Here is a 23,604-nt window from a genome sequence, read left to right as displayed (position 1 = left end):
TTATCCTGAATTTGTATTTAACCCAAGTAAATCTTGGTAGTTTGTCATGTTTGCGGGAAATCACATAGCAGCGATGACGAGTTTCAATCCCCGATCGGGATTATATAGGGAACTGCTGCCACTCTGATAATTCAAACCTTTATAGGTACTAGTTAGATGATATACTTTTGCATTTCCTCGTTGTATTTTATTGATATTTCCTCAAAAGAGGCAAAAATTTGAAATTATGAGGAAAATGAAATCCCTACTGGGAGTTTTCGGTAGTCGCAAGATGGCGGCTTTATTATTTTTAGGTTTTTCATCGGGTTTACCATTATTGTTAATCGGTAATACCTTAAAGGCTTGGATGACCGAGGAGAAGGTAGATTTAGCCGCTATTGGTTGGTTTAGCCTTGCTAGTTTGCCTTATTCCTTGAAGTTTTTGTGGGCACCGTTGGTGGACAGGTTCACTTTGCCAGTTTTGGGGCGACGACGGGGTTGGTTAATTTTGACGCAGATTGCTTTGATCGTAGCGATCGCATTCATGGCTTTCCAACAACCCAAACAAGCATTACAGCTACTAGCCATCAACGCCATAGTCATTGCTTTTATCAGTGCAACTCAAGATATTGCCGTTGATGCCTACCGTACCGACGTTTTAGAAAAACTAGAAATGGGGGCTGGTGCAGCTGTTTTTATCTTAGGTTATCGAATAGCCCTATTAGCCGCAGGTGCTTTAAGCTTGATACTTGCTGAAAAACTGCCTTGGTCATCGGTTTACTTGTTTATGGCAGGGACGATGGTAATTGGTATTCTTGCCACCTTGTTCGCACCAGAACCCAAGGAAATTAGCCCTCCAGGATCTCTGGCTGATGCAGTCATCTTGCCCTTTCGGGAATTTTTTCAGCGTCAAGGAATTATCAAAGCTATTCTAATGCTTGCATTTATTACCCTATATAAGCTAGGTGATGCTTTGTTGAGCAATATGACTACACCTTTTTTGCTGCAAACGGGTTTCACCAAAACCGACATTGGGGCAATTCAAGTCGGGATGGGACTAATTGCTACGATTGTCGGCGCTTTAGCAGGTGGTTCTATTTTGAGTGCTATTGGCATCAATCGATCGCTTTGGGTTTTTGGTATTCTACAAGCAGTAAGTAATTTAGCTTACTTTTTTCTAGCATACATGGGTAAAAACTACCAAGCTATGGTACTTGCCATCAACATAGAACAATTTTGTGGTGGATTGGGGACAGCAGCCTTTGTTGCCTTTTTGATGAGTCTTTGTAACCAGCGGTTTTCCGCAACCCAATATGCTTTGTTATCTAGCTTAATGGCTGTCAGCCGCGATATTCTGGCGGCCCCTGGAGGCGCGATCGCACAAAGCACGGGTTGGCCTATATTTTTCTTAATTACCATCGCCGCCGCTGTACCAGGATTACTCCTATTGCCAGTATTTGCCCCCTGGAACCCTCAGCCAGTGGCAGTATCCAGACCAGGACTTGAGGACGAAGAAGAGGATATATGGGGAATCAAGTAGTTATTGCTGTCGGCACATTTATTCTCTTACTGACTGGTTTATTACTTGGCTATGTTCTCTCGCAGTTAGTTCTAGGATATCTAGCATTTAACCTCCTAACTTTTTTCGGAACACTCAGCCTAATTTTAATTTTTGGTACACTTTATTACGTTTTATTTTGGCAATTACGAAGAGAGCAGTCCCGACCATCAACTATAAATCAAGGAATACCAAACCAGGTAGACGATGGTGGATCTGATAGTTATCTCAAAAATAGGCTAATTGCTAAATTATCCGGTGATACTGCCGCTGTCGAACGCTTAATTGAACAAGCAAAGGAGACTTATCCTGGGATGCCAGAGAATTGGTATTGCGAAAGAGTACTCGATGACTTAGAAGAGCGCGATCGCCAGCAGGAGTAGGGGAGCAGGGGAGGCAGGGGAGGCAGGGGGAGAGAACTATTGCCCAATGCCCTATTCCCAATTCCCTATTCCCGATACACATAAAATCGCTAAGATAAATCAAGAATACTTCACAAATCTTCAGCTAGGTTCTCATAAAAGTTCCTAGATTTTTGCAATCTAAAATATGGCTATTTTCCGTCAATATATCGCCCCACTGCTTGCAGTATTAGTCTTTTTCTTTGCCCTAGTGGCAGTCAGCGCCCGGATCTTTTTGCCCTCCGATATGGCAGCACCCGCACCAATTGAAGAGGTGGGGGTAAGTTATCAACCTACTCCAACTGATTTACCACCAGCAGCACATAACGCGAGCTAGCTAAGTACAATAAACATCAGAAGTGTCTGAGCAACTACTACCTGGGTATATTATTCGCCGTGGCTCCGCTTTGGATCGATCGCTGCTGCTTAAATTCATGCAGCGAACTTACCAGGATCTCTTTCCCAATGATAATTTTTCCCATCTAGATCGAACAGTTAAGCAATACTTGTCCAGCGATACGCCCTTGTGGTGGGTAGAAGAAGGGGAGCAGGGGAGCAGGGGAGCAGGGGAGCAGGGGAGCAGGGGAGCAGGGGAGCAGGGGAGCAAGGGAGCAGGGGAGCAGGGGAAGAATAAAGAATCTCTCTCCTCTGCCCCTCTGCCTCTCTGCCCCTCTGCCCCCCATCCCCCCATAGCCTGCCTTTGGGTGGGCAATGCTATAGATCAAGTGCAGGGAAATCGTCATGCTCACATCTTTATCCTCTACGTTGTACCAGAGCATCGGCGACGGGGTATTGGTAGAGCTTTGATGCGATATGTGGAAAATTGGGCTATTCAAAGAGGCGATCGCCAGATTGGACTGCAAGTATTTCAATCAAACAAACCCGCATTAAATCTTTACAATCAGTTAGGTTATCAAACCCAATCCCTGTGGATGGTAAAATTCCTGAGTGCAGAACAATAAACTATAGGATAGCAGTAACATACTTTAGCGTCTGAGTTATGGCGGTTCTCGTTGGGATAAAACTCAACGAGGGGAAAGGAAAGTGTATAATTACGCAACTAATACTTATAAAGCTTTAACTTATTGGCGCGGGGGATTATGTGTTAATCCCGAAAAGGGATTGAAATGAAATTATGTATGACGAAGACGATCTCAGCCTACTCGATATTGAGGAGGAGCTAGAAAGCCCCCTAGATAAAATAGAGCCGCTAACTGCCGAATCAGTTGTGGCAAAGCCAGATCCAGAACTGATGCTAGCCTTGCTGGAAAATCCCCAGCCCCAGCAACGAATGTTAGCGGCGCGTGCTTTTTGTGATATTGAAGATGCGCGTGCTACCCCCCATCTGATTCGCCTGTTAACTGATATCTGTCCCTTAGTGCGGGTGAGTGCAGCCTATGGCCTCGGACGCAATCCTAGTGCAGAAGCAGTGAGTCCGCTAATTGCTCAACTAAACAGTGATTGGAATGGCTATGTCCGTAAAGGTGTTGTTTGGGCTTTAGGAAACTGTCGCGATCGGCGTTCTTTACCGCCCCTAGCAGATGCCTTAAGAACTGACATTTCCGCAGTGCGTTTGTGGGCTGCTAGTGCCCTAGCGCAGATGGCAGAAGTGGGTTATGAGGCAGTTATAGGGGCAATACCACCATTAATTGAAGCCTTGGTCCACGATCCTGTAGCAGCGGTGCGGAGTAACTGTGCTTGGGCAATTGGTCAACTGTGCCGCGAACTGCCTTCTAATGTAGTTTATGCTACAGCGATCGACGCTCTAATTCAAGCCTTTGCCGAAGACCAAGATTTGGGAGTACGGGAAGACGCCAAAGCCTCACTTTTAGGAGTGGGCGATCCCCGTGGCTTGCAGTTGATTGAAACCCTAGAACAAGAAGGGTGGTTTTGATTAGACATGGAGTATGGGAAAGAGTGCAGAGGAGAGGAATTTTCCCCCTGCTCCCTGCCCCCTGCTCCCTGCTCCCTGCTCTTACTGACCTTCAGCTACAGGTTTAACCAAATTTAAGTCATAAGGACGCTCCGTATCATCCTCGCCTAAATACTCGCCATTTTGAATTTCCAGAATAACTAGTGGAATATGTCCAGGATTTTCTACTTTATGTAGAGTTGCTGCGGGGACATAAGTTGATTCGTTCCGATTCAATAATATTTCCGTATCGCCACAAGTCACCTTGGCTACACCAGAGACTACAACCCAATGTTCATTGCGATGATAATGGATTTGTGGTTTAATCCCGTGTCTGGGCTTGATTTCAACACGACTAATTCTATAAGTTTCTCCCTCCTCGATCACCTCCACCTCACCCCAATATCGTGTACCTGAATGTGGAGACAATTCGTTGATATTTGACTGAGTATTATTTTCATTGGGAGTCATAACTAATTTTTCAACCAGATGATTATCAGTATTTTTCAGTAATCTAGCGTAAAGGCAATAAACCTGGGAAGGTTAATGGTAACAGCATCTCTATCGATCGCAACTGCTCTAACTTTACGCCTGGCAATGGATTCTATCCCTGAATTTCTTAATTATGAATTATGAATTATGAATTATTGACTCCCCGTATACTGAATCCGATAAATTCGATTATTGACTTCTTCTGTTAGTAGTAGACTGCCATCTGGCAACACAAGTAAACCAACAGGCCGTCCCCAAGTGCTTGGTACAGAAGGATTTAGCAAAAATCCTGTGAGAAAGTCTTCGTAGTAGCCAAGCGATCGCCCTTTAGCATCGAAGGGAACAAATACAATTTTATAACCAGTGCCGCGATCGCGATTCCAAGAACCACGAAATGCAGCAAAAGCACCGTTACGGTATTTTGCTGGAAACGTTTTCCCATCATAAAACTGCAAACCCAGTGCTGCTGAGTGCGCCTGGAACAGTACATCCGGCGTTTGGGTACGGGCTACTAAGTCAGGACGTTTACTTTTGCCATCCCTCTTTTGGCGGGGATCGAGGTTGTTTGGTGTCAGATAAGCATAAGGCCAGCCGTAAAATGCCCCCTGTTTAACGCGTGTCAAATAGTCTGGAACCAAGTCATCACCGATTCCATCTCGTTCGTTAACAGTGGCGTAAAGTTCTTTAGTTACAGGATGAAAGTCTAAACCAACAGGGTTACGCAAGCCGGATGCAAAAGTCTGCTGCTGGGAACCATCTAAATTCATTACCTGTATCGAAGCCCGTGGTAAGGGTTCTTCATCTACATTAGTTCCTGAACCAACTGAAACATATAATTTATTGCGATCGGGCGAGACAACTACATTGCGCGTCCAATGGTTGTTATAGCCTTGAGCAGGCAAGTCTGCGATTTTTTCCCCTTTACCTGTAATCTTGTTTTGACCTTGAGGATAGGGAAAACGCACTACAGCATCTGTGTTCCCCAGAAAAAAGGAATTACCTGCAAAAGCCATCCCGAAGGGTCTATTGAGTCCATTGTCCCTACTAGCAAAGGTTTCTCGAACGTCGGCTATGCCATCAGCATTGCTGTCACGTAACAAACGAATCCGATTTTGCTCGGTTTCAGTTACTAGGACATCACCACTGGGGGTTAAAGCTAGCCAGCGTGGGGCATCTAGACCTTCGGCAAAGACGTTAACTGTAAAGCCTGGTGGTACGCGCAGCACCGGATTTTGCGGAATGGGCACAACCTCAGGCCGCTTGGATGCACTTTCTGTTGCGAAGGGTGCTGGTAAATTCTTCAGATCGATCCGGATGGGTTTCGGTGAAAGTGCTTCAGTCCGGACAATATCTTTTGGCTGTGTAGAATTCTCTGTCAGTTGAGCAGAAGGTACAGATGTTTGTGGTGTGGCATTATCTGAGGAAGCGCGAATCTGGTTACAGGCTGCTGCCAAGGTCAGTAAAAAAACTGGCAGCAAGAAACGCGCAAGGACTTTCATGATGGCGAACACTATACACAATTTACCCACTCTAGACTTGAGACTTAATAATTGTCGCCAGTCTAAAGTTTGATTTTTTTAACTTAGTCAATCATTAAGTTACTGAGTGAGTACTGGGGACTAAATTCTCTTCCCAATGCCCCATGCCCGATCTGGCCAAAATATTTAGACCTATAAGCCTTTATTAGCTATCAAAAATTTTTCAAACTCTGCTGCTGGTAAGGGACGACTAAATAGAAAACCTTGCATAGAATTACAGTGGTGTTGGCGTAAAAAACCCAGTTCTGCTTCCGTCTCTACACCTTCAGCAACTACATCTAGATTGAGATTATGAGCCATTTCAATTAATGCTTTAGTAATGGCTGACTTCTGCGGATCGGTAGCAACATTATGGATAAAATAACGGTCAATTTTTAATGTGTTAATTGGTAAGTTTTTCAGATAAATTAAAGAAGAGTAGCCCGTACCAAAATCATCGATAGCAATTTTTATCCCCAAAGATTGCAATTTGCTCATAGTAGCGATCGCACTATTTACATCTTGCATAATCATACTTTCAGTGAGTTCTAGCTCTAAGTAATGTGGTTCCAAATCATTGACAGTTATAAAATTGACTATATTATGAACAAAATCTGGTTGATTAAATTCGATGACTGACAGATTTACAGCAAGAGTCAAGGAATAAACTCCAGAATCTCGCCAGCTTTTAATTTGTTGACAGACCCTTTTTAATACCCATTTACCAATAGGAACAATTAAACCTGTAGACTCTGCTAATGGAATAAATTCTGTTGGGTAAATCATCCCCAAATCTGGGCTTTGCCAGCGCAATAAACTTTCAGCAGCTACTATTTTCCCAGAATCAATATCGACTATTGGTTGATAATAAATTTCAAATTCTTGAAAATTATGTTGTTTGATAGCCCGGTGCAAGCTAATTTCTAACAGCTGCATTTTGGGAGACAAGTTATTAATTAAAGTGTGAGGAGATAAATACCTTTTTAAAGTAGCGTGCTTTTCCAACCTGTTCATGATGGCACTTAATAACTCAGCCCGAGTAAATGGCTTAGTTATATAGTCATCAGCACCCATATCCATACCTTGACGGAAGTCAGATTTTGCAGATTTTGCAGTGAGAAAAATGAAGGGAATTATTGCCGTTGATGGATCTTGACGTAACGTTGTTAGCACGCCATAACCGTCAATTTCTGGCATCATCATATCACAGAGAATTAAATCGGGAACTTCGGAGATAGCCAAATGTACCCCGATTCTGCCATTAGCCGCAGCAAGAGTTTCAAAATCCTCAGCTTCTAGCAAATCTAAAATATTTTCCCTGACTGCTTCTTCATCTTCTATTATTAAAATTTTGGGCATAATTTACCTCAATTTATATTAATTATTTAATGAAAAAAACGACAAAAAAGTTTGTTCAAAATCACAACATAATAGCTGCCTATTTCTTGTAAAACAATAATTCGTTCAGCCAATCCTATTTCTAGCTTTTGCTTTGCCTGCGGGAGAGCAGCCTGTGCCTGCTTAAGGTGAATAATGTCGAGTCCTTCAAAAATCAGCAGCACGACTTTGCCAGTTTCGTCTGTAAGCGGTTTCAAAGAAAAGCCTATGCTTCTTAGTGTTTGTGTTTGTTCTGCACTGAATACATCAACTTCGTAACGGACAAATTCACCTCTAGCAGCAAGTGCTATTGCTGCTTTTAATTGGCGTTGTATTTCTTCAGAAATCGCCCACCATATTTCCCAGAATGGGGGCGCAACTACATCTTGTGGCTGTAGTCCCCCAAAGTCGAGTGCTATTTGGTTAACTTCTAGCACCATACCCTCTGTTGTCAGCAACCCGGTAAACTGGAAGGTGCCATTGAAGATGGCGCGAAATCGTCTTTCGCTCTCATGCAATGATAATTCTGCTTGTACGCGGGAGGTACTATCCACAGAAACTCCAATGAGGCGATCTCGTCTGTCGCGTCTGCCAGTACTATAGCGCGTGCTAGTAACCATTTGTACTAGGGTAATTGTCTCTCAACGAGAATCTGATGTCCTATTTCAAAGGAACTAATACTAGCGTTTACTCTAGTTTTCTCTGTTTTTTGTGCTAGTACTTGACAAATGCTTTCAAGGTTGACAAGACCAACAACTTGATATTATTTATCTCCAACTGGCAGTATATCCAACTACTGCACCAGTAATATCACTGAGGCTATATTTGGAAATTATTACATCTTCACTGTCATGAGCGAGGTATGCATAACTTCAAAAATATTAGCTGTTTTCTAGCTAGTTCCTGAAGCTACAAGCATTACCATATCATGTTTGGTGAAGCATTCCTCTACCTGCGAAGATGAAGTAACTAAGACACTCTTGCCCCGTACTGCCATCAGTGCGTAGGGTAGCCAGTGATGTTTACGGCACAACCATTAGCAGCGAACAGTCAATAATAGACTCTAAGCTTTGTAGCCTTAGAAGCTGAGGTAAAGCTTGCATAGATTTTTTCGATAGCTGTTATAAAAAAATAGTCATTTAATGTTTCTTACTTAAGTATTTTCCAATATTTTGACGCCAAAGAAATAGTAATATTTGGGATAATAACTGAGTAAAAATTGTGTTAAGAAATACAAAGCAGCTTATATCCAGCTAAGTGGAAATCGGGTATGGGGCAATACGGTTCAGATAAGCTTTTTTCTCTCCCCCTGCATCCCCTGCTCCCCCTGCCTGCCTAAACGGATAAATTTCTTAACCCAAGCGTATTGGGGTATGGGGCATTGGAAAGAGGCAGAGGGGAAAACTCTGCTCCCTTCCTTTTTCACTAAGGACGCAACTGCACCCGGCGTTCGCCATAACGCAATAGCCTTTCTATAGTTACAAGCCGATTTTCCCAAACTTTTACTTGATAGAAATTTGACTTAAGCTCTTGGCTCATCAATACCCGAAACTGAGACTGGAACCGAGTTAGAGTGGCTTTCGCCACTACTAACTTGCTAGGAGAAGGGGAAGCCGCGAGCTGATTTAAAGCACTGCGTAAAACTTCTGCCTGGTTGTTAAAATCTGATATTTTCTGAGCAGGCCTTTGTAGTTGGTCATTTTGGAAAACAAATTTCCATTCCCGTTGCAGCGCGGTATAACGGATGGCGGCAGTTTGGAAAGGCTGGCGGTGAGGAATCGGTTCACTTTTTGTGGATTGAACCCTACCTTGGGTGCTAATAAAGAGTTTTTGTAGCTCATTGTTAAAATTCTCTGCGGCAAAGAGTGCGTAACCGCTAACTGGCAAGTCTCTTACTAACTGGAGTTGATCGAATGCTCCAATTGTTGGCAAAGAAAGTAAACGAATTCCCGGCACTAACAATGTAGCTCCTAATTGTTTAGAGGCGATCCAGGGTTGGGCTAGTCGTTGAAAGCGAGAAGTATCGAGAGCATAAGTCATCGGAACGATTAAATCTACATCTCCGCGCCTTGCCCAAATTTCCCAGTTTTGTTGAATTTTCTGAATCCGCTCTAGTTCTGGCAAAGGAAATACTGCAACCGACAAAATCAAATTTGGTCGTTTTTGCCGCAACTGCTGTGAAACTTGGGCAACAAAGCTATCAACTTGTGCGGTGCGAAATGTCGTCCACTTTTGCCACAGTTCTGGTTGGCTGGGGGAAATATTTATCGGATCTACACCAGTAAGTTGCTGAAACTGCGCTCTTGCAGCTTTGCCATAGCCATAGGTTCGACCTGCTGATGGGTCTTGAAAAGGGTAACGAATGTAGTCTAGCTGTAGACCATCAACGTTATAGCGAGTGACGATTTCGTCGTATAGCTTGAGCAAGTACTGCCGCACTTTGGGGTTAGCTGGGTCGAAGAATGGCTTAGTCTGCCCAACGGGAATCATGTTGCCAAGGTTATCGTAGTTTGCCCAATCGGGATGAGCCGCCAATACTGGCCCTGGATAATTAGGATTAACGTTGAGAATTTGATTATGACGTTGGTTGCCAGCAGCAAAAGTCCAAACCCAAGCGTGTAATTCCATGTCTCGCTCATGGGCTAATTTTACCGCCTCTGCCAGTGGGTCCCACCCACGAATTAATGGGTTTTGCTCTTTTGCGACTTGGCTCGGATAAATGGTATAGCCAGCGTTAACAGTTTCAAAAAAAACGGTATTAATCCCAGTTTGAGCTAGACGATCGAAAATCTGGGCTAGTCCCGCCTTGCTACCAGCGCGAACTATCGTCCCCCGATCTAACCAAACAGCCCGAATTTCTGGTTGAGCCAGCCTCCGATCGACAGGAAACTGCTGCCACAAAATCGTTTTAGCAGTCAACCACTGCTGACGAGCTAGAGCGTAGTTTTTTTGTGCAATCAACTGGGGTAAGCTTTTGGCAATTACCCTAACCTGTGCCAAGGCTTGGTCTTTACTTATGCCTAGCCCCCCTAACTTAGTTGAGGCCAATTGCGTCGGTTGCTCCTTCACAGATTGGGGGGTGTAAGTGTCCAGATGGCTAGAGGACTGCTTTTCCTCAGATATGCCAACACCTTCATTAGCCGCATCGGCTAACACCGCTAAATTAGCACTTTCCACCCGACCAATCAGATTTTCTAGCTCTTGCTGGAGAGCGATCGCTTCGTTGTTGCTAATCGGCTGATTAGAGTTGGGCGTAACATCTAAACGCACCGCTTGTTCCAGTTGGTCAATAGCCTCTTGGGAACTTGGAGGTTTGACTATAGGAAGCGGTTTGGTTATGGGAGCAGTAGCAGTTTTAGGAGGAGGCGATGAGGGAGATGAACTGCCCCTCTGCTCCCCTGCTCCCCTGCTCCCCTGCTCTCCTACTCCCCTAATCTCCTGCTGCCTTGGCGCAGCCGCCACCGTTGTAGAGCAGCTTTGAGAACCTCCTTCTACTTTTTTCATGCGACTCGATGGTGGGGGCGCTGTCAAATAGTGATTGAGAGCAGCTTTTAGCCAGGCGTTATCTAACTCGACTGCTGATGCTGTATCTGTTCCCCAGCGCCAGCCCAAAAAGGTGGAACGCTCAGTTGTTACTACTGCGGCAGGATTATCTTTTGAATTCCAAACAGCAGCAGATTCAGTGCCCATATCATTAGGAATCACAACGCCGCCGCGCACTTTGCCAAAGAGATCGGTTTGATTTGTCCATTTTGGGATCTTGCTTGTTGTGGGTTTGATCTGTTCTGTGTCGCTGAGGCTGAATCCCCAATATCCACCCAAAAGCGATCGCAATAACTGGCGCACTCCCGGCGCTGATAGACTACCTACAGGCCCACTGGCAATCAAGCGCCCTCCCTTACTCATCCATTCTTCTAAGGCGATCGCTTGGGTTGGCGTTAATGTCTCAACATTGGGCAAAAATAATACCCGCCGATCGCCCCAATCTGCCCCACTCTTGACATCATTTAAGGGAATTACACAATATTTCACCCCTATTGTCTGTAAGCGGTCAGTTATCCCTCTCCATTGATTTGCATTTTCTTGACCGTACACTACACTCAATACAGGTTCTTCAGTTGCCGCCGTTACGGGCAAAATACTAAAACTATTTAAAATTAAAAAATTAAAACTTAAAATGAAGAATCCGGCTTTTTTTATTTGTAAATTTGTCTTTTTATGAGACTTTTCCTGATTCTTCACTACTGACTCCTCAGTGGATTATTTATTAGACATTGCTTCTTATTTATCATTCAGCATAACCAGAAATTACGTCCGAGAAACAACTGATCTTTGATAACTAAACTAGAACAGAATTGAAAATGCATGTTCTGATTAAATCTTCAACTCCTGCTACTGGGAAAATTTTTGTATTTAGTTTGCTAGCTAATTCTTCAATACTCATGTCATCTAAAAATACTAATTCACCATTTTTTAACATGACATTCGGTAGCAAAATCCCATCGCCTAAATCTTGCCCTTCTAGGTTTAAAAGCAAATCATGACCAGTTAGTAATCCGGTTACACTGATAGTTTGTCCCCAATAATCACTACACAAAGCACGCATATTGACTTCTAAACCTTCAACAAAATTTAAGCGTTTCAAAATCGGTTGAAATGCTTTTTCTACGGCGTTGCCCACTACCCAAGTCAATTTTCTTTGAGGATATACTTTTGGCGGTAGTAATTCTGCTGCAACGGTGGCAAATTGCTTGATAAATAATTGAATCGAACCAACTCCGTTATCAATTTGGGGATATTCTTCATATTCAGATTCGCTGGGTAATTCCTCACCTGCAATCAAAAACCACTCATCGGCTAACCAAACAACGCTAGAGGCGAATTTTTGACGAAATTGCTGCGAGAGCGATCGCACTTGGGAAATCACTTCTTTTGCTTTTTCCCTAGTTACGGGTATGAGTTCGTCTTCTGGAGGCCGAAACCGTGTCAACCCAACTGGCACAACAGCCACTGATGCCACCGCAGGCACTTCACCAGTATGAAAAGACGCTAAATCTTTGAGAGTTTGTTCCAGATGTTTGCCATCATTTATACCAGGACAAACAACTACTTGAGCATGAATTTGTAGTCGTCTTTCTTGAAACCACTTGAGTTGTTGCAAGATTTGTCCCGCACGCGGATTTTTTAGCAGTCTAATTCTCACTTCAGGCTCTGTAGCATGAACAGAAACATACAACGGAGACAAGCGCATTTGCTCAATCCGTTGCCATTCTCTTTCTGGCAAATTGGTGAGGGTAAGGTAAGAGCCGTACAAAAAGCTCAGACGGTAATCATCGTCTTTCAAGTACAAGCTGGTGCGCTTCCCTGGTGGCTGTTGGTCGATAAAGCAAAATGGACAGCGGTTATTGCACTGAATTAAGCCATCAAATAGGGCTGTTTCAAATTCTAGCCCCAAGTCTTGGTCGTAATCTTTTTCGATTTCCAAGCTATGAGTTTTACCTGTAGCATCTAAAACTTCTAGTTCTAAAACTTCATCAGCACACAAAAACTGATAATCAATTAAATCGCGGGGACGCGTACCATTGATAGCAACGATCGCATCCCCGGACTCAAAGCCAATCTCTGCGGCTATTGAGTCTGGAAGAACCTTGGTAATTCGAGCAGGATGAATGGTATTCATGAGGTATGGGGCATGGGGCATTGGGCATTATAGCGCTTCTGTGTTGAGTCCAACATAGACCTAACCCCCAGCCCCTTCCCTACTAGCGTTGGGGAGTAAGATTCAAAGCCTTTATCCTTTTAGGAGAGAGGTCAGAGTGTATTACATACAAACGAGAAGCCCTATATTCATTTGCTTTGGACTAATGACTAATGACTAATGACTAATGACTAATGACTATTATCCTTTCCAACCTGCTGCGATCGCAGCTAAAATAGCGCTGCCGAATGCTAATCTATACCAAACAAAAACCAAAGTGTTTCTGGTTGCTAAGTATTTGATCAAGAATGCAATTGATAGGTAAGAAAAAATAAAGGTTGAAATAATCCCTACAATTAACAGTCCAACAATGTTATCTGGTAACTGATGGGCTTGAAATAATTTAAAGATTTTCAAACTTTTATACAGCGTAGCAATTGTAAGAGTTGGAAACCCTAACAAAAACGAAAATTTCGCCGCTGTACCGCGTTCTAATCCTAAAAATAAGGCAGTCGTCAACGTCGAGCCAGAACGAGAAACGCCTGGAATCAAGGCAAGTGTTTGTCCCAATCCAACCAAAATACCATCTCGAATCTGCAATGAATCAAAACCCCGCTTGCGAGTACCAATTTTTTCTGCCAAAGCTAATAAAATTGCCATGATGATTGACATGATGGCAATAATTAATGCGCTCTCTGGTAGTACGTCTTTCAAAAGAAAGCCGAAAATCAAGGCAGGCATTGTTCCTACTACAATCCCGACAAGGATTTTCCACTCTTCACGTTGCCAATCTTTCTCTTTTAGGGCTTGGATTCCACCTTTAACAATATTAGTAATCAGCGACCAAAAATACCCCACAATTGCTATAACGCTGCCAAACTGAATTGCATCAACAAAATCTTTAGAACCTAGTTCTTTCCAACCAAATATCTTTGTCACAATTAGAAGATGTGCAGTACTGCTGATTGGCAAAAACTCTGTAATACCTTGAACAATACCCAAAATAAAAGCTTGAATAAACTCCATATGCAATTAATACCTTTTTCCTGTTTTAGACATCATTATGAACATTGTTTCGCTGATGATGTTGTTTTATATACTCTGCATTGCACCCAATCTTGTAGAAAATTCAATTTTACCGATCGATAACATCATCGAAGACGCTGGCCATGTTCTTACACCCACCTCAATAAGTCAACGCAATTTTGGCAATTCATCAAACTTTAATATTTAGCAGACTGATGCTATAGCAATCCGGAATCATTTATGAGAGAATACGCAGCCATAAAATTTGCTTTTTTTAACTAGGTCAATACGTAAAAGTTTGAGGATAACCCCTGTGAAAGGCTCTATTTTAGTCATAATTTAATTGTCATATTTTTGACTTGCCGTTAATAAATCAAGATAGTGTTTTCTCATGAATCACTTAGGGTTGCGATAGTTCACTTTTTAACCGTTAAATTTTACCTCTCACCTCTCTGTAGTCCACCATTTACAAGAAACTACAGAGGAGTTCCGTACATAGTGGATTAATCTGGTGCAGAATATTTTGTTTAGTTTGCGCCAGCGCTCCCCAAAATTTCAGTATAATTACAATGCCCAGGGGGGGGATTTTAAAGTGTGATATATTAAATAAAATAAAGTTAAGTAACAAATATTAAAAACTTTGATTAACAATACATTGTCCTCCTACGCTGCTTCTACTCCTTCGATTGATACCGAGTTGGATTTAGCTGATACTGGGCAGAAGGGTATTAGGCAATTGGAATCTACGCTTTCCTTTTCTCCCTCTCTACCCTTATCTGTTTCTGCCCGACAAACTTGGTTAGTTTTTGCGGCAGCGGTGTTTTTGGTATCAGTACCAGTATTTATAGAAGCGCCAATAGTGCGATCGCTACCAAGTCTGAGTTTAGCCCTGACAGCATTTTGGGTATGGCTAAGTTTTACCTTAATGTCACGTCCTGCAACTTATGTATGGGGAGATTTGCTCTTAGGGTTTAGCTGGAGTTGGTTAGCAGGAGCGATTTACTGGGGCTGGTTACGTTGGGAACCTGCATGGCATCTGCCAGTGGAGTCTATAGGATTACCGTTCGCTTGCTGGTGTTTGGCGAAGAATTGGGGCAAGGTGGGTAACTGGTTTTATTTAGGTTCTTTACTAGGTACAGTCTTAACCGACGTATATTTTTATTTAGCAGACTTGATGCCCTATTGGCGGCAAATTATGAGAGTAGATGCAGATGGCGCACCACAAATCTTACAAAATGCCCTAATGCAAGTACAGACACCTTGGGGACAAAGTTGGGCCATAGTTCTTGCCTTAGTGCTATTAACTGTCGGGATTTTACCTTTAGGTCGAAAGCAAAGACACTGGTATGCCTTTAGTGGCGCAGTTTTAAGCACAATTTTGGTAGACAGCCTATTTTTGTTAGCTGCGATCGCAGCCTAAATATTAAAAAATTGTCTAGTATCAAAAACGGAACTTTTTCCAGCCCAATCTACGGCACATCAAAAATGATGCTGTAGATGATTAATTAGTTAAGAAATATTACATAACAATCCATCAGCATCAAGTCTTCTTCCTAGAGTTTTCGGTATTAGACATGGCATCGTTTCATGCCTGCTTAGGAGGTAGAATCAGCCACCCCAAAAAGATTTCGTCTAACTGGGAATGCTAGCGGGATCGTGGATGGAACGCTATTGCAGCTATGCAGGCACTCTTACGACTATGAAAATTTTTGGCAAATATACAGTCAAACCCAGTAACGGTAAATATTGTGGATATTAATACGCTGTATATTAGTTTCTGATGACTGCTGTGTTGATTAAGCTATCAGCTTTTGTCCTTTGTCCTTGGTGCTCTCACGTAGACGCATTCGCGACTTCTCGCAGGGTATGACTAATGACTAATGACCACTGTTAGCTTAAAACTTTTATTTCTGTTTGATGGAGAGAGGTAGAAAATCGTGAAAGGATTGGTGCGTTTATTAACAGTGTTTAGTTTGTTACTAAGTTGCTGGGGATGGTTGGGAACAACTCAAATAGCCCAAGCTGCTAGTTTCAACAGTTTTGCTTTTCCGCAAATTCCAGTTCTGGCAATTGAGCGGCAGAATCGGGCAGACGCTAAACTAGGAACGGAATTTGGTAAAAAAATTGATTTGAATAATACCAACGTCCGAGCTTTTCAACAGTTTCCAGGGCTTTATCCCACCTTGGCTAAGAAAATCATCACGAATGCTCCCTACCAAAAGGTAGAGGATGTATTGGATCTTCCAGGATTGAGCGATCGCCAAAAACAAACCCTGCAAGCCAACCTGGAAAAATTCACCGTGACAGAACTAGAGCCTGCCTTCAACGAGGGAGACGATCGCTTTAACAACGGCATCTACAGATAACTAACTGCACGTGCTGTTAATGTAGCAAATAGCAGCCCACTCCTGATTCTAGGGAGTGGGAGTATTCTATTAGACATAAGGGGGGATAAGGAGAATTAAGACAGACAAGGAAGACAAGAGGGGCAAAGTAAAACTTTTTTCTTGTCTCCCCCTGCTTCCCCTGCTCCCCCTGCTCCCCCTGCCCCCTGCTCCCCCTGCCCCCTCCCCCTCCCCCATTACCTTGCCTCAGATAGATATTCCTAGCCAATTTGATGTTTTAGTAGTCGGTGCTGGTGCTGCTGGACTATACACAGCGCTGTGTCTACCAGAGTCTTTGCGAGTCGGCTTAATTACTAAAGAAACTGTTGCTTTGTCCGCCAGTGATTGGGCGCAAGGTGGCATTGCCGCAGCCGTTTCCCCGGAAGATTCTCCCACGCTGCATATTGAAGATACGATCCGGGCAGGTGCAGGTTTGTGCGATCGCACTGCTGTAGAATTTCTCGCCCAACTTGCCCCTAACTGCATTCAATCCTTAGTGAACTTGGGGGTTGCTTTTGACCGTCATGGTCAAACTTTGGCTTTAACTTTAGAAGCTGCCCATTCTCGCAACCGCGTTCTCCACGCCGCTGACACCACAGGGAGGGAAGTTACCACCACCCTCACCGCCCAAGTATTACGTCGCCAGAATATTCAAGTCATTCAGCAAGCTTTGGCTTTGAGTTTGTGGATTGAACCCGAAAGTGGTCGCTGTCAGGGAATAAGCCTGTTTTATCAAGGTGAAATCACGTGGGTAAGAGCTGGTGCTGTGGTATTGGCAACTGGCGGTGGCGGTCAAGTATTTGCCCAAACCACTAACCCGGCTGTGAGTACGGGTGATGGAGTAGCGATCGCAGCTCGTGCCGGAGCCATCCTCCGCGATTTAGAATTTGTCCAATTTCACCCCACAGCCCTGACTAAACCTGGTGCCGATCGCTTCCTCATCAGCGAAGCTGTACGCGGCGAGGGGGCACACCTTGTCGATAACGAAGGGCGGCGTTTTGCCTTTGATTACCACCCTGCGGGCGAACTCGCACCCAGAGATGTGGTTAGTAGAGCAATTTTCAGCCATTTACAACGTACTGCCCTTGATTTAGCGACTGCCCATGTGTGGTTGGATATGCGCCCTATCCCCGCCGACAAGATTCGTCACCGCTTTCCCAACATCATCAAAGTTTGTCAGCATTGGGGCATTGATGTCTTCAACGAACCGATTCCTGTAGCGCCAGCTGCCCATTACTGGATGGGTGGGATTGTCGCGGATCTGATGAATCGCACAAATATTCCTAGTTTGTACGCGGTGGGTGAAACCGCTAGTACCGGCGTGCATGGGGCAAATCGCCTTGCCAGTAATTCTTTGCTGGAATGTATTGTGTTTGGGGCCCAGATGGGCCAAATTGAGTTGGAAAATATTGGGCTGCCGTCAGAAACACCAGTGCTGCCATTACGGAAATTTAGTGCTGATGCTAGTGAGTGGCATATCCAGCAAACACAGCTAGAAGCACTCAGAGAGAAGTTACCACGTCTAGTGTGGGAAAGTGCTGGTATTTGTCGGGAACAATCAAGATTGGAAACTGCGATCGCTACTATTGAATCTTGGCAGCAAGATTTCGCTGCCTTGCCTTTAAGTCAATTCTTGCTAGCTTTACATCCCACAGAACCAGCTAGTTTTGACATACCAAATGTTGAACGGCAATTGGGTCTTTGGGCAGAAACCCGCAATTTATTAGATGTGGCCGATTTAATTCTCAAAAGTGCTGCTTTTAGAACTGAAAGTCGAGGCGGACACTACCGTTTAGATTATCCTCAACCAGATCCAAATTGGCAAGTTCACACACTTGTACAAACAGATCGTTGGTGGAAATCTCCACTATTGTCTTGATTGAAGTTTTCAGAACAGGCTTCTAGTAAAAGCTTTTAATCTCTTCTCCTGTGGTCGTCGCGCAAGGGACGGGTGACGCTACGCACAGTCAGACTAATGGTAGTCCCCCCACGCTCGATAACTCGCTAAGGCTATCGGCATAAACCTGAGCCATTAACTCTTGAGTCTCCCAAAGTAAAGGATATGGTGTCCAAGATTGGGGCTGCTCGCTGCGCTGCTTCATCAAAATCTAAAATTACTATCAGCGGGTACCGCTACCATGCTGACTGTCGGGACCACCATAATTTGGTGGGATATATATATCTTGTAAATTTTGAGAATTGACTTTGCGGGCGATTAAAGTGTTACTGCTAGTAGCGTCAAAAGCATTAGCACTTGCAGAACTCAACATACCTGTGGAAGTGGCAATTTTCGGTAATAGGATGTAAGCAGCTATACATAATATTACAAACTTTGTAATTCGGAAGTTAGTTTTCATTGCTTTCAGTAAAATTACTACTTTTTCATTTAAAGTGTATTTTTTATCTATCAACGTATATTTACTGACTTTATTTATGGTAAATAGATTTCAACTTTATTAAATCCTTGCTGGTAGTCTACAAGTAATTGTGGTATCTCCTTGTAGATTAACGTTAATCTGCTAGTATTAAATAGTTTCTATACTTAAGTAATATTCTTAAATTAATGTTTAGACATCAGTCTAAAGTTAGATATGTTAACGAATTGCTGCGAGCATTGTCCTTAAACCACTTTTTCTTAATAGTATCTTATAGTATCTTAAAGCTTGTAAGTAGAAACACTATGTTCATTGAACAATGAGGTTGAAAAAAATATCAAATAATACTTATTAGTTTGTATACTGAAGATTTAATGACAGTAAAAATACATAAAGACGAAACAACGAAATTGCTAGATTACAAGGATTTTAAAACCTATAAAACCATGAAATAGCGTAATAAGCCTAGCGAATAGAAGTATATTTTTTGAAAGTAAAAATACTTACTAACTTAAGTTGGTTTTCTAATTACATCTCATGACTAATTATTTTTCTACCTGTGTTTTTAGATTTAGTCCTCAGCTAAAAAGCCTTACTAGGTCACCATCTTGCCTAAAAAGCCACCTCTAATGCATATACGCAATACTTTTTCAAGACAGTACTTTGGACATATCTCCAGCCCACATTCTTAATTTGAAGGTAAAAATATTCACTAAAGTGAAAAGAAATCTTGAGGCTTAACTCTTGACTAATTAAGCAAACTCGTAGCGATTTTTACCCAGTTGCTTGGCACGATACATTGCTGTATCTGCTTGTTTCATCAAAGTTTCACTGTCTTGACTGTTGTATGGGTAGACACTAATCCCAATGCTGGCAGAGACTCGGATTGCATAGCCGTCCAAAACAATTGGCTTGGCAATACTGCTTAAAATTTTTTCTGCGACTTTAGCAGCTATTTGAACATTAGGAATTGCCGGTAAAATCACAGTGAATTCATCGCCACCCAAACGAGAAACTGTATCGCTAGCGCGTAAACAGTTGCTGAGTCGTCCAGCAATAGTCATTAGCAAGCGATCGCCCCTCTCGTGCCCCAAAGTATCATTGACCTCCTTAAAACCATCTAAATCGATAAACAGCAGACCCAGCAACAAGTTGTTGTGTTGCGCCCAATGTAACGACTCGCAAAGTTGTTCGGCAAAAAATTTGCGATTTGATAGACCAGTCAGAGGGTCGTGATACGCTAAATAACGCAAGTGGTCTTCTTTGAGTTTTAATTCTTTGTTAGAGCGGAATAGTTCAGCAGCAGTACTTTTGAGCTGTTCTTCCATCAGCTTGCGCTGCGTAATATCTCGAATGACCCCAACTAAAAAGAAATTGCCAGCTGAGTCTTTGTGAAGCGATCGCTTAGTGGCAATTTGATGAGTCTGACCATCTGCACTTGTAAATTCTTCTTCATGTTCCTGGGGTTTTTGAGTCCTGAACACAAGATCGTCCTGTTGTCGAAACACATCGGCTTCATGTTTAGGGAAAAAGTCATAGTCTGACTTTTCAATTAAGAACTTATTCGGATAACCGATAAATCGACAATAAGCTTCATTTAAAACAATCCACTGATATTGTTCATTTTTCACAAAAATTGGATCGGGAATCGTATTGATTACATGATGCAAAAATTCTTTGGAACGTTTCCACTCTCCCTGCATGTAGGCAATATGACTGGTCATCCAAATAGCTGAACTGCCATAGCTAAACAGTGAGGGAATAATCGGTATCCACCAACCATACAAGAAAGCAAGGTACGCACTCAAGGTTAATACAAAACAAGAAACTACGATACTGACCAGGCTCCTAGTTGCGTGTTGTATCCGCCATATTGTCGCAGCTCCCAGATAAGACCAGATAAAAATCCACAAGTTTTCCAATAAGTCAGGCCAGACCTTGAGTAATGGTCGTCCTTCCAGAGCCGCGGAAATTAACTCACTAATAAAATAAGCTTGCAATTGAATCCCAGCTACAGACTTTGCCGTACCCATTAAAGTGCTGGAGTAGGGAATGAATTCAAAACCCTGAAGACTGGGTGCGGTAGAGCCAATGAGTACAATCCGATCTTTGATTAAGTTTTGTTCGACTTTATCTGCCAGTACATCTCTCATCGTTACCTGGCGAAAACTACAAAATTCTCCAGATGAACTTTGGCATTTGGGGGGAAAATTGGACAAAATTTGGTAGCCTCTAGCATTAGCTCCCACATAACCACCATCATTAGCCTGAAAACGAGTAAATACTGCCTTACCCAATTGCAAATACTCAGGGTTGTTTTTTGCTTTGGTGGGAATAATATTTTCTGACTTTAAATACAATAAAGCCAACTTCAGAGCAAAACTTTCGTGTAGCTTGCTCTTAACGTGCCAGTACAACAAGCTGCGACGTACCTTTCCATCAGGATCGTATAGCAGGTTGTTAAAACCCACTCGATCCTGATTTAGTCCCAGTGGAGGTGAAACATTAACGTTTTTGTCATTTGCTAGTAGTTCAATACCAATCAAGTTGGGCATTGACTTATAAACATTACGGAGTTCTTGATGACCAGGCTCTACTGGCAAATTTCTGTAGATATCTAAGCCAATAGCAGCGGGTTTGTGGACGTTTAATTTTTGCAACAACTGGGCAATATTCGCATCTGGAATCGGCCAGGAACCTACTTCCTTTAAATCAGCTTCATCAATCCCTACGATGGTAATACGCTCTTCTGGCGGTTCATTTGAACGTAAGCGAAAAAATTGATCCAAACCTGCCAACTCCAAAGATTGCAATAATCCGATGGAGTGCAAAACCAGGACGCAGATTGCAACGCTGGCGGCAGTAATCAATTCTCTGTGTCCTCGACTAAGCGATTGTTTCAGTTTAAAGATTAACTTCACAAAACGCTTGCCTAACTGCTGATTCATTCCCATTACCTAGTAAGGAGAAATATTCTCTATTTCCTATAGCTATAAACTATCGGACTAAAATAGCTCAAGCGGGAGCTAAATAGAGTTTCTAAGAGTTTTTTCAACTCAGTAAGGTTCTTCAAGACATAGTGGTATTTGTGATGTATCACCATAGATTGAGGTCAATTATCTGACCAAACAGCAACTGGAAGTTTTGTAGCTATCTGCACAAATTAAGGATAAATATTGTTGAAAGTGAGTTTAGCGAATTTAACGTCTAAAGCCTTGTCTGGTATAGCTTACTCTATTAAATAAACTCACTCACACATTTTTGCTCAATTAGGTATTTTACTGAGAATTACGGTAACTTCCAATAGGCATACCTTTAGGTTCGGCGCTGCCATGATTACATCCCAAGGTAACCCCAAAGTGCTGTAAAAAGAAATTAAAGTATACATTATATTAGAGTAAATATACTTGATTGCTTTCCTTCCGTTTGAGATATTTGCCGATCAAAGCCGTAGGAAAATTGAAAAAAAGCGTATTGTCCAATATCTATTATCTATTGCTAAAAACAAAAAAACCTAACTGGAAACAGACTTTGCTGCATTCATCCGGTTGAGTATGGGGTGTAAACTACACCGACCTATTGGCACGGTGTAGCCTTCCCAATTCATGAAAACCACTGCTGAGGCTTCCTCAAGTCGATTACTTGAAATACTTGAAGTTACGAGGGCCCGTGTAACCAGAAACTTTCGCTAGTTCCTCTAAGTTTTGGACTCCGCTATAGCTTTTACCATTAACGATCCAAGTGGGGAAGCCTTCAATTTTGGCGGCTTTACACAGTTCTGTTTGAGCTTTGAGTCCATCGGGAGCGCACTCTACCTTAACACCATTATTGATAATTTCCTCGGCTTCTTTACCAAAAAGCAGCTTTTGTTCGTGGCAGTGAGGACACCAGTAAGCACTGTATTCCTTCGCACCTACCTTCGCCAGATGGCGTGCTAAGGCTATTTCTGCCTCACCAGAAGTAGTGGTAACTTCCCAACCGAACGCTGGGTTAGGGTCTCCCTTGGAATTGAAGTTAATTTTAACGGGTTGTCCAGGAGTTCCAGATGTAACATCTGACTTATTCACGCCAGCATATACGCCTAAAGTACCAATTAGTGTCACCATCCCTACAATTAGGGCGGTAAACAAGATTTGTCCAATATCTTCCCAAGTCCGACCGATAATTGTCAGTACCAAAAGACTGAGGGAGAACAAAGCTGAACCAATACAGTAAGGACAAATAGCTTTTATTTGAGATGTCAGCACATACATTAAATAGCCGCTAAAAACAGACATAGCGATCGCACCCACCAGCAGCAACCACCACGTCCAATTTTCCAATTGTTTGCGGCTATTGTTTTCCCCTGATTTTAATACCAAGGGAGCCAAAGCAAATATCACCATACTGGTGTATGCCAAAAACCCAAACAAAGCTAATGGCTGACCGAAAACCGTTGCCCAAGGACTGGAAAGCACATCATTACAGCCCTTAGTACCAGCCTCTGCCACACAAGCGGCACTGCCTCCTGTTAACTTTTCTATAGTGAGATAGCCTGTTGTCAGGGCACCACATCCAGCGATCGCGGCAATCAATGGACGTGACCATTTATGAATCCAAGGAGTAGAACGACGGCGAATCATAAACTGCTATTGGTTAATGGGTATTGGGGAGGCAGTGCGGTGAGGCAGCCCCCGTCTTGGCGGTTTCCGTCGTTAGCGGTAGCGGTAGCGAGGAACGAGCGTCTGGGGGACTGCCGAACCCGAAGGGTCTTGGGGTCTCTCCAAGTGGAGCAACTGCTGTCATTGGGCATTGGGGAGGCAGTGCGGTGAGGCAGCCCCCGTCTTGGCGGTTTCCGTCGTTAGCGGTAGCGGTAGCGAGGAACGAGCGTCTGGGGGACTGCCGA

General features: G+C 43.1%; 20 protein-coding genes. 8 read left to right on the top strand and 12 right to left on the bottom strand.

All coding sequences use genetic code 11. From position 1 onward, the window contains the following. Positions 1-226 precede the first annotated feature (226 nt). From V7L01_RS32385 to V7L01_RS32365, 5 genes are all read left to right on the top strand, one after another. Positions 227-1,519, top strand: a complete 1,293-nt coding sequence (locus V7L01_RS32385) for an AmpG family muropeptide MFS transporter (RefSeq protein ID WP_335042315.1) — start codon at positions 227-229, stop codon at positions 1,517-1,519. Continuing rightward, positions 1,504-1,920, top strand: coding sequence for an ABC transporter permease (locus V7L01_RS32380; protein ID WP_335042312.1), 417 nt, complete (start codon positions 1,504-1,506; stop codon positions 1,918-1,920). Before V7L01_RS32385 ends, V7L01_RS32380 begins: the two co-directional genes overlap by 16 nt. A gap of 166 nt (positions 1,921-2,086) precedes the next feature. Next, the gene (locus tag V7L01_RS32375) at positions 2,087-2,275 is read left to right on the top strand and encodes a hypothetical protein (protein WP_335042310.1); all 189 of its coding nucleotides are present in this window, start codon (positions 2,087-2,089) and stop codon (positions 2,273-2,275) included. Positions 2,276-2,297: 22 nt separating this feature from the next. After that, positions 2,298-2,900: a GNAT family N-acetyltransferase gene (locus V7L01_RS32370; RefSeq protein WP_335042308.1), complete on the top strand. Its 603-nt coding sequence runs from the start codon at positions 2,298-2,300 to the stop codon at positions 2,898-2,900. A 173-nt stretch (positions 2,901-3,073) separates the two neighbouring features. Continuing rightward, positions 3,074-3,832 (top strand): HEAT repeat domain-containing protein, encoded by a 759-nt coding sequence (locus tag V7L01_RS32365; RefSeq protein ID WP_335042306.1) that lies wholly within the window; start codon positions 3,074-3,076, stop codon positions 3,830-3,832. Between the two features lie 81 nt (positions 3,833-3,913). On the opposite strand, the gene V7L01_RS32360 is transcribed toward V7L01_RS32365, so the two are convergent. From V7L01_RS32360 to V7L01_RS32330, 7 genes are all read right to left on the bottom strand, one after another. Beyond that, positions 3,914-4,321, bottom strand: a complete 408-nt coding sequence (locus tag V7L01_RS32360) for a phosphomannose isomerase type II C-terminal cupin domain (protein WP_335042304.1) — start codon at positions 4,319-4,321, stop codon at positions 3,914-3,916. A 173-nt stretch (positions 4,322-4,494) separates the two neighbouring features. Then, positions 4,495-5,841, bottom strand: coding sequence for a PQQ-dependent sugar dehydrogenase (locus V7L01_RS32355; protein ID WP_335042303.1), 1,347 nt, complete (start codon positions 5,839-5,841; stop codon positions 4,495-4,497). 171 nt (positions 5,842-6,012) lie between these two features. Further along, on the bottom strand, positions 6,013-7,218 hold the full coding sequence (locus V7L01_RS32350) for an EAL domain-containing response regulator (RefSeq protein WP_335042301.1): 1,206 nt from the start codon (positions 7,216-7,218) through the stop codon (positions 6,013-6,015). Between the two features lie 26 nt (positions 7,219-7,244). Continuing rightward, on the bottom strand, positions 7,245-7,856 hold the full coding sequence (locus V7L01_RS32345; protein ID WP_335042299.1) for a PAS domain-containing protein: 612 nt from the start codon (positions 7,854-7,856) through the stop codon (positions 7,245-7,247). A gap of 805 nt (positions 7,857-8,661) precedes the next feature. Continuing rightward, positions 8,662-11,478 (bottom strand): family 10 glycosylhydrolase, encoded by a 2,817-nt coding sequence (locus V7L01_RS32340; protein WP_335042297.1) that lies wholly within the window; start codon positions 11,476-11,478, stop codon positions 8,662-8,664. A gap of 97 nt (positions 11,479-11,575) precedes the next feature. Next, on the bottom strand, positions 11,576-12,916 hold the full coding sequence (locus tag V7L01_RS32335; protein ID WP_335042470.1) for a TIGR03279 family radical SAM protein: 1,341 nt from the start codon (positions 12,914-12,916) through the stop codon (positions 11,576-11,578). 219 nt (positions 12,917-13,135) lie between these two features. Beyond that, positions 13,136-13,960 carry an undecaprenyl-diphosphate phosphatase gene (locus V7L01_RS32330; protein WP_335042295.1) on the bottom strand — a complete coding sequence of 275 codons (825 nt, stop codon included), beginning with the start codon at positions 13,958-13,960 and terminating at the stop codon, positions 13,136-13,138. Positions 13,961-14,600: 640 nt separating this feature from the next. Between V7L01_RS32330 and V7L01_RS32325 the strand changes: the two genes are divergently transcribed. From V7L01_RS32325 to nadB, 3 genes are all read left to right on the top strand, one after another. Then, positions 14,601-15,380, top strand: a complete 780-nt coding sequence (locus tag V7L01_RS32325) for a DUF3120 domain-containing protein (protein ID WP_335042293.1) — start codon at positions 14,601-14,603, stop codon at positions 15,378-15,380. A gap of 517 nt (positions 15,381-15,897) precedes the next feature. Next, positions 15,898-16,326 (top strand): photosystem II complex extrinsic protein PsbU, encoded by a 429-nt coding sequence (psbU, locus tag V7L01_RS32320; protein WP_335042291.1) that lies wholly within the window; start codon positions 15,898-15,900, stop codon positions 16,324-16,326. A 220-nt stretch (positions 16,327-16,546) separates the two neighbouring features. After that, the gene (gene nadB, locus V7L01_RS32315; protein ID WP_335042289.1) at positions 16,547-18,223 is read left to right on the top strand and encodes an L-aspartate oxidase; all 1,677 of its coding nucleotides are present in this window, start codon (positions 16,547-16,549) and stop codon (positions 18,221-18,223) included. 88 nt (positions 18,224-18,311) lie between these two features. On the opposite strand, the gene V7L01_RS32310 is transcribed toward nadB, so the two are convergent. The 5 genes from V7L01_RS32310 to V7L01_RS32290 form a co-directional block, all read right to left on the bottom strand. Further along, positions 18,312-18,446, bottom strand: coding sequence for a hypothetical protein (locus V7L01_RS32310; RefSeq protein WP_335042287.1), 135 nt, complete (start codon positions 18,444-18,446; stop codon positions 18,312-18,314). 18 nt (positions 18,447-18,464) lie between these two features. Then, a complete protein-coding gene (locus V7L01_RS32305; RefSeq protein ID WP_335042284.1) occupies positions 18,465-18,701 on the bottom strand; it encodes a hypothetical protein in 237 nt (78 codons plus the stop codon). 770 nt (positions 18,702-19,471) lie between these two features. Continuing rightward, entirely contained in the window at positions 19,472-21,667 is a 2,196-nt protein-coding gene (locus V7L01_RS32300) for a CHASE2 domain-containing protein (protein ID WP_335042282.1), read from the bottom strand. 690 nt (positions 21,668-22,357) lie between these two features. Continuing rightward, positions 22,358-23,341 carry a vitamin K epoxide reductase family protein gene (locus V7L01_RS32295; protein ID WP_335042280.1) on the bottom strand — a complete coding sequence of 328 codons (984 nt, stop codon included), beginning with the start codon at positions 23,339-23,341 and terminating at the stop codon, positions 22,358-22,360. Positions 23,342-23,354: 13 nt separating this feature from the next. Continuing rightward, the coding region (locus V7L01_RS32290; protein ID WP_335042278.1) for a hypothetical protein at positions 23,355-23,604 on the bottom strand (250 nt) is incomplete at its 5' end.

Source organism: Nostoc sp., from assembly GCF_036917095.1.
Classification (GTDB): Bacteria; Cyanobacteriota; Cyanobacteriia; order Cyanobacteriales; family Nostocaceae; genus Nostoc.
Note: the sequence above shows the minus strand (reverse complement) of the source record. Positions and strands in the feature narration are given on the sequence as shown.